The organism is Burkholderia sp. COPS, assembly GCF_019425585.1.
GTDB classification, from domain to species: domain Bacteria; phylum Pseudomonadota; class Gammaproteobacteria; order Burkholderiales; family Burkholderiaceae; genus Burkholderia; species Burkholderia cepacia.
Map to the genome: position 1 here is coordinate 1 of NZ_WIXR01000093.1, position 6,161 is coordinate 6,161.

7 protein-coding genes are annotated in these 6,161 nt (G+C 69.2%); 3 read left to right on the plus strand and 4 right to left on the minus strand.

Annotated features, from left to right (window positions below; translation table 11 throughout):
• Positions 1-386: hypothetical protein (locus FOZ70_RS37525; protein ID WP_219707894.1), on the minus strand; the 386-nt coding region annotated here is incomplete at its 3' end.
• 298 nt (positions 387-684) lie between these two features.
• On the opposite strand from FOZ70_RS37525, the gene FOZ70_RS37530 reads away from it, so the two are divergent.
• Both FOZ70_RS37530 and FOZ70_RS37535 read left to right on the plus strand, forming a co-directional pair.
• Complete coding sequence (locus tag FOZ70_RS37530; RefSeq protein ID WP_060159189.1) at positions 685-2,226, plus strand: sigma-70 family RNA polymerase sigma factor; 1,542 nt, start codon at positions 685-687, stop codon at positions 2,224-2,226.
• A gap of 180 nt (positions 2,227-2,406) precedes the next feature.
• Positions 2,407-3,288, plus strand: coding sequence for a helix-hairpin-helix domain-containing protein (locus tag FOZ70_RS37535; protein ID WP_021162072.1), 882 nt, complete (start codon positions 2,407-2,409; stop codon positions 3,286-3,288).
• A 5-nt stretch (positions 3,289-3,293) separates the two neighbouring features.
• On the opposite strand, the gene FOZ70_RS37540 is transcribed toward FOZ70_RS37535, so the two are convergent.
• Positions 3,294-4,121 carry a hypothetical protein gene (locus FOZ70_RS37540; protein ID WP_219707895.1) on the minus strand — a complete coding sequence of 276 codons (828 nt, stop codon included), beginning with the start codon at positions 4,119-4,121 and terminating at the stop codon, positions 3,294-3,296.
• Between the two features lie 114 nt (positions 4,122-4,235).
• On the minus strand, positions 4,236-4,661 hold the full coding sequence (locus FOZ70_RS37545) for a helix-turn-helix domain-containing protein (RefSeq protein ID WP_060052882.1): 426 nt from the start codon (positions 4,659-4,661) through the stop codon (positions 4,236-4,238).
• A 140-nt stretch (positions 4,662-4,801) separates the two neighbouring features.
• Here FOZ70_RS37545 and FOZ70_RS37550 point away from each other — a divergent pair, with 140 nt between their 5' ends.
• Positions 4,802-5,299, plus strand: a complete 498-nt coding sequence (locus tag FOZ70_RS37550) for a DUF2938 domain-containing protein (protein ID WP_021162075.1) — start codon at positions 4,802-4,804, stop codon at positions 5,297-5,299.
• Positions 5,300-5,569: 270 nt separating this feature from the next.
• On the opposite strand, the gene FOZ70_RS37555 is transcribed toward FOZ70_RS37550, so the two are convergent.
• The gene (locus tag FOZ70_RS37555) at positions 5,570-6,010 is read right to left on the minus strand and encodes a MarR family transcriptional regulator (protein WP_021162076.1); all 441 of its coding nucleotides are present in this window, start codon (positions 6,008-6,010) and stop codon (positions 5,570-5,572) included.
• Positions 6,011-6,161 lie beyond the last annotated feature (151 nt).

Sequence of the window (6,161 nt, forward strand, 5' to 3'; positions counted from 1 at the left end):
TGCCAGTCCCCGCCGCGTCCACGCCAGTGGCCACCGCCCCAGCCGCCCCAGAAGCCGACCGAGATCGCCGGCGCTCCCCAGCCGTACCAGCCCGGGTAATACGCGGGGGCATAGTACGGATACGGATAGGGATACGGCGGCGGATAGGCCGGCGCGACGTAGACGGGAGCCGGGTCGGCCACGGGCGGCGCGACCGCCGTCGAGCCCTGGCTCGGTGCGGCGGTACCCGGTGCAGCCGGCGTGACGGGTATCTCGCGCTGCGTCAGCGTGGCCGGCGCCGGCGCGTAATACGGCGCATAACCGTATGGACTCGTGTAATAACAGCCGCCGAGGGCCAGCGTGGTCAACGCGAATACCGCACACCTCGCGGCAGGAATCGGGGTCATTTCTTGCTCCGGCGGAATCTGCGCTGCGCAGCCAGGCTGCGCGCCTGACTCTAGCTTACGTCCCCTGCAGATTTCCGCCCGGTATGATCGGTTACTTTTTGTTTCCGGCACCCTATGCGCGCGCAGGCACGCCGCGTGCTGGCATGTCTGCCGCGCCCGCGTTGAAGTTCGCGCAAATGCCCTCAACTTGAACGATGTCAGGCTGGCCGGCGCGGACGGGGTTCGCGAGCAACCGGCAGCCCGAAACCGGCGGACTTCGGCCCGCCCAGACAGGAGCGCGGCTCACGCCGCCATCGACATGACTACGCCACGCCCCACTCCCCGGGCGGACACGCCGCTCGATCCGATCATCCAGTTGCTGGCGCTCGCCGGCGAACAGGGTTATCTGACCCACGCCGACCTCGTCGACGCGCTGCCGCCCGAAAGCGACAGCCCTGACGCGCTCGACGTCGTGCGCGCCGCACTCGCCGACATCGGCATCGCCGTGCTCGACGAGCCGGCCGCGCCTGCGCCGTTCGCCGGTTCGTCGCCGGTCGACGTCGATCGCGATGCGCTCGACGAAGGCCGCGCGATGCTCGGCGACCTCGCACGCGGCACGAGCGCGTCGACCGACCCGCTCGCGCTCTACATGCGGCGCATGCAGGCGGTGCCGCTGCTCACGCGCGAAGGCGAAATCGTGCTTGCCCGCGAACTCGAGACGGGCCGTCACCAGATCCTGCATGCGATCGCCGGCTATCCGGCGGCGGTCGACTCGCTGCTTGCGCGTCACCGCGCGACGGCGACGACCGGCGGCGCCGGGTCTTCCGACGGCGACGGCGACGCTCCCGACACGCCCGCGCCGGCCAGCTACGACGCACTGCAGGCGGCCGTCGCGGCCCTGCGCGGCGCGTTGCACGCGCATGGCGTCCGTTCGGACGAATACCGCGACGCGCGTAACCGCATGGCGGCCCTGCTCGGCTCGATCGCGTGGCTCGCACCGGCGGTCGACGACGCGAGCCGCGTCGTGGGCACGCTCGCGTCCGCGCCGCACGGCACCGAAGCAGGCGAAGCCGCCTGCTTCGACGCGGTCGCGCGGCGGGCACTCGCCGCAGCGCTCGCCGACGGCCAGCAGAAAGTGCGCGACGCCACGCGCGCGATGCTCGAGGCGAACCTGCGGCTCGTGCTGTCGATCGCGCGCAAGTACATGAACCGCGGCGTCGACCTGCCCGATCTCGTGCAGGACGGCAGCCTCGGCCTGATGCGCGCGATCGAGAAATTCGAATACCGCCGCGGCTTCAAGTTCTCGACCTATGCGACCTGGTGGATCCGCCAGGCGATCGCGCGCGCGGTCGCGGATCGCGCTCGCACGATCCGCGTGCCCGTGCACGTGGGCGACCAGTACCAGCGTGTGCGACGGCATGCACTGCGTTTTCACCAGCGCACGGGGCGCCGCGCGACGCCGGCCGAACTCGCGGCCGAAACCGGCCTCGACGAGGACAAGCTGCGCGCGGTGCTCGCGCTGCCTGCCGAGCCCGTGTCGCTCGATGCGCCGCTGCCCGACGCGGACACCGGCCTCGTGGAGCTGATCGAGGACCAGGCGTCGGCCAGCCCGTTCGAGCAACTGGCCGACACGCGCATGCGCGAGTGTGTGCGGTCGCTGCTCCGGTCGGTCACGCCGGCCGAGGCGGACGTGCTGCGCCGGCGGTTCGGCCTCGGCGGCGCCGAGCCCGATACCTACGATGCGATCGCGCACGATGCCGGCATGTCGCGCGAACGCGTGCGCCAGATCGAGAAACGGGCGCTCGCCGCGTTGCGCACGGCTGCCGAGGCCGAGAACGCGCAGTCGTTTCTCGACGCGTGACCGCATCACGCGACGCACGGTCGTGCCCCGATCGGCACGACCGTGCGCCTCGCACCTGTGCTACGTTTGCTATTGACGTGCGTCAAGTTTTCTTCAACGCGTGTCGCGACAATGATGAAACGCCGACCGGCGCATCGTTCGCCGTGTCCATTCCGTTTGTGCTTCCCCGGGTCCCTCGCGATGCAGACGAGCGCCAGCCAAACGTACGAGGAAAACCGGCATATCGCGGCCTGCCTGCGCGAGGCGGCGCAACGGCTGGCTGACCAGGGCGCGAATCCTTACCGGGTCGCCGCGTACCGCGCGTCGGCCGGGACGGTCGAAGCGCTCGACCTCGACATCCGCACGCTGTTCGAGTCCGGCGGCGTCGATGCGCTCGGTACGTTGCCCGAGATCGGCACGGGGGTCGCCCAGGCGATTGCCGAGCTGCTGGTGACCGGGCGCTGGCGGCAGCTCGACCGGCTGTGCGGCGACGCCGTGCGCACCTCCGCATTCGAAGCGGTACCGGGTATCGGCCACGCGCTCGCGTTACGCATTCACGACCTGCTTCACATCGATACGCTCGAGGAGCTCGAACGCGCGGCCCGCAACGGCCAGCTCGAAACGATCTCGGGCGTCGGCCCGCGGCGCGCAGCCGGCATCCGCACCGCGCTCGACGACGTGCTGAGCCGCCGCCGGCGCTGGCAGGGCCACGTGCAGGACGCCGGCCCCGGCACCGAGCCTCCTGTCGAACTGCTGCTCTACATCGACCGCCTGTACCGCAACAAGGCCGCCGCCGGCGTGTTGCCGACGCTCGCGCACCGGCGCCTGAACGTGGACGGTTACGTGCCGTCGCCCGTGATGCACATGACCAAGGGCGGCTGGCATTTCACGGCGCTGTGCCTGCTTGCCGCGATGCGCACGCCGGAGGCCTCCCGCCCGACCGACTGGGTCTCGCTCTATTTCTACGACGCCGGGCAGCGCGAACACCAGCGCACCGTCTTCACCGAAACGGTCGGCTCGCTCGTCGGCAAGCGCATCGTGCGCGGGCGCGAGCAGGAATGCCGCGTGTACTACGCGGGCTGAGTCAGTCAGTCGTCGGAGGTTTCGTCGACGTCGAACGCCACGCCGAGCACGGACGCGATCTCGCGACAGGCATGAGTGAGCGCGCGTGTGCGGCGACCGGAATATTCCACCTCGAGATCGAACCAGGTCGAATACGACACGTAATCGGCGCCGCTTTTCCGGTTCGGCACGTCGAACCACAGCGTCACCGTGTAGCCGCCCTTCCAGCGTATCGGTATCACCCGCGTGAGCCGCAATCTCGTGATCGCGCCGTGACGGAAGCGGAAGCTGTCGTCGCCCACGCGGAACCCCGACCATGCGCCGTCGTTCGACACGAACACGGTCAGCGTTTGGTCAGGTGGCGCGGCCGGCACGCCATCCTCGACGGCAAGTTCGGCCATCGACACCATCGACGCGCCCGAATCGCCGTGCCCCGTCTCGACGTCCACATACGATTCGATCGTCCGCTTCGCGTTGTCGTAGAAATAGCGCGCGACGTCGGGCCGCGTGTTGCCAGCCATCGGAAGCACTTGCTTGAATCGTGCATGCTCGCCGTATCGAAACGGTACGTCGGGCGCATCGTCGGCATCGCCGGCGTCTTCGGCATCGTCAGCCGGTTCGTCGTCGGGACTGTCGGCCGGTACGGCCTGCGCGGTCGTCTCGGGCTGCCCGGTGCCCCCGCGCCGTCGCTTCACCCAGGCACTTCCCCACGTCAGCAGGGCAGTCTGCGCCGCCAGCACGGCCGCCATCGTCGCGCACCCCGCGAGAAATCCGTAGTGCGGCCCGACCTTCGATGCCGCATATGCGGCCGGAAGCACATAAAGCACCAGCAATGGCGCAAGCAATAACGACACGCGTCAACCCCGTTGTTCCTGCTTTCGTTTTCGAATTCCGGCCGGGATTGGCACCGCCGCCACCCTGCCGCCGGACTGCTGATGCCAACCGCACATCGCGCGGGCGCGCTACACCTATGCGCCTTCCGCCTTCGCGCGACGCGCCGGATTGCGATGCGCGGCAATGCGCAGCAGCTTCTGGAACGACGGGCATTCGAGATGGTTCGCCGCCGGGCACACGGCCGCGTGCCGCAGCGCATCGCGCACGGCGCCGAGACGGCGGATCGTGCGGTCGAGTTCGTCGGCCTTGCTGTCGAGCTTCGCGCGATCGATCGCAGGCAGGCCGTCCGTGTCCACCATCGCGAGGATGTCGTCGAGCGAAAAACCGGCCTCGCGGCCCAGCGCGATCAGGGCCAGCCGCTCCAGCACCGACTCGTCGTATTGCCGCCGCAGCCCGTGGCGACCGATCGGGACGATCAGCCCCTTTTCCTCGTAGTAGCGCAGCGTCGACGCGGGCAATCCCGAGCGCCGCGCCACATCCGCAATGTCCAGCCGACTCATGCTTGACCTCAAGTGAACTTGAAGTTGCAAGATAGGCGCTCGACTCCACAAAGACAAGCCCTGACTGCCATGAAACCGCCGAAACCACGCTGTATCGCGCTGCGCCGCGCGGCCGTCACCCTCCGCGCCGGTGGTCCGCGATGAGCCTGCCCGACGTCCTGCTCAACCTGTTGCCGATCGGCACGGGCGCCACGCTCGTGATGGATCTGTGGGCGCTGTTTCGCCGGCGTGCATTCGGCATTCCGTCGCTCGACCATGCGCTGGTCGGCCGCTGGATCGGTCACATGACGCAAGGCCGGTTCCGGCACGCGTCGATCGCCGCCGCGCCGCCCGTGCCGGGTGAACGCACGCTCGGCTGGATCGCGCATTACGCGATCGGCATCGCGTTCGCGGCGCTGCCCGTCGCGATCGCGGGCACCGCATGGATCGGCACTCCGACACCGCTCCCCGCGCTCGTGGCCGGCCTCGCCAGCGTGGTCGCGCCGTTCTTCGTGATGCAGCCCGCGTTCGGCCTCGGCATCGCGGCGTCGCGCACGCCGCACCCGGGCGTCGCTCGCCGGCGCAGTGTCATCGCGCATCTGTCGTACGGTGTGGGACTTTACCTGGCGGCGTTCACGCTGGCAGCACTGCCCCGTTGAGCACACCGTCTTGCCGAAGCCGTGACGGGTAGCGTCGGCTCCACGGAGCCGACGTCGACGCCCGCACAAGCGCTTCGTCGAAGTTTGCCGGGCGCTTTGTCCCGCGCGAGCCGAGCGATGGCCGCGTCGGGCCGCCGTACGGGCGCAACGGCGAGGCAATGTCCACGCCCATGCCGTCATACGGGCCAACGTGGCACGCCTGCGCGCGGCCACCCGGTCTTCCCGTTGCGGTCAACGCGTGCATCCGGCCGGCCCGGATGACGCCACCCATCACTCCCCGCCGCAGTCGATCAGGTTGTGGCGCACGCGCCCGAGCAGCCGCACCAGCGTATCGCGCTCGTCGGGCGTGAAGCCGCGCAAACCGTCGTCGACGACGGTGTCACCCACTTCGAGCATCTGCGGAAAGATCTCGCGCGACTTGTCGGTCAGCCGGATCACGAATGCACGGCGATCGTCGTCGTTCGCGACGCGCTCGATCCAGCCATAACTTTCCATCCGGTCGAGCAACCGGGTCAGCGAGATCGGCGCGATCTCGAGCCATTCGGCGAGCCGCGCCTGATTCATCTCGCCCTTCCACGTCAGGTATGCGATCACGCGGCTTTGCGCGCGCGTCAGCCCGATGCGCTTCGCGCGCCGGTCGAACAGGCGCCCGTTCAGGCGGGCCACGTCGGAAATCAGGTAGCCGATCCGGTTCTCGTAGGTCTTGTCCATGCGGGGATTATAGGGTCAAGCCGACAGCCCCCATCGCTCGCGGCCCGGCGATAAGCGGATCTATAATAAGCGTGCTTATAATTCCAGCGATACCGGATCGCCGCCCACGGCGACCGCCCCCACGGAGACACCCGCTTGAACCCCGCCGCCG